The organism is Mesorhizobium sp. M2C.T.Ca.TU.002.02.1.1, assembly GCF_003997225.1.
Map to the genome: position 1 here is coordinate 1 of NZ_RZTO01001425.1, position 691 is coordinate 691.

The window sequence follows — 691 nt, forward strand, 5'->3', positions numbered from 1 at the left end:
GGGGTAATTTCGAAGGGACAAGACCGTGATCAAGACCGCCCTTGTCGCCATGACCATCGTCGGCTGCGACTGCGACGCCAAGCTGTGCGAATATATCGGCGAGACGCCGGCCAAATGGGCGACGGTCGCCGACTGCGAGGCGGCGATGAAGAGCCAGATGCTGCATCAGCGTAATTTCAACTATCCGCTGGTTTCAGGCATCTGTCGCGTCAAGGGCTCAGCCTCGTCCTCCGAGCTTGCCGCAAAAGCCTCCATGCCGGATCTGAAGCCAAAAAACCGCGTTGTCGAAACCATCGCCCCGCTGCCGCCCGAGCTCGACCATCGCCCGAGCGCTCCGGTCGGCGGAACGGTAACCGCCGGCGAAACGGAATCGGCGAAGCCGGTCGCCTTCGATAGGTCGGTCGATGGCGGCCGCGCGGTGCTTTACCGCACGAAGGCCGGCTATGCCGTGGTCAAGACCGATCTCAGCCGCGCGGCCGGCGCAACGGTGGACGCGGCGAAGCGCTCGGCGACCTGGTTGGCGGGTCTGACGGGTCTTTGATCCGGACCACTATAGTTTAATTTTCAGGGTCTCCCAGAACTTGTCGATCAGCGGCTGTTCGGTCGCATTGTCCTGATCGCCGATGCGCGTGATGAAGAGCAGCCCCTGATCGGCGGTGCCGAAGCCGACGATCTCGAAATCCGCCCTGTC

The 691-nt window shown here is 62.8% G+C and carries 1 protein-coding gene; it reads left to right on the forward strand.

Annotated features, from left to right (window positions below; translation table 11 throughout):
- Window positions 1-25 precede the first annotated feature (25 nt).
- The gene (locus EOD07_RS36535) at window positions 26-541 is read left to right on the forward strand and encodes a hypothetical protein (protein ID WP_127238514.1); all 516 of its coding nucleotides are present in this window, start codon (window positions 26-28) and stop codon (window positions 539-541) included.
- Window positions 542-691 lie beyond the last annotated feature (150 nt).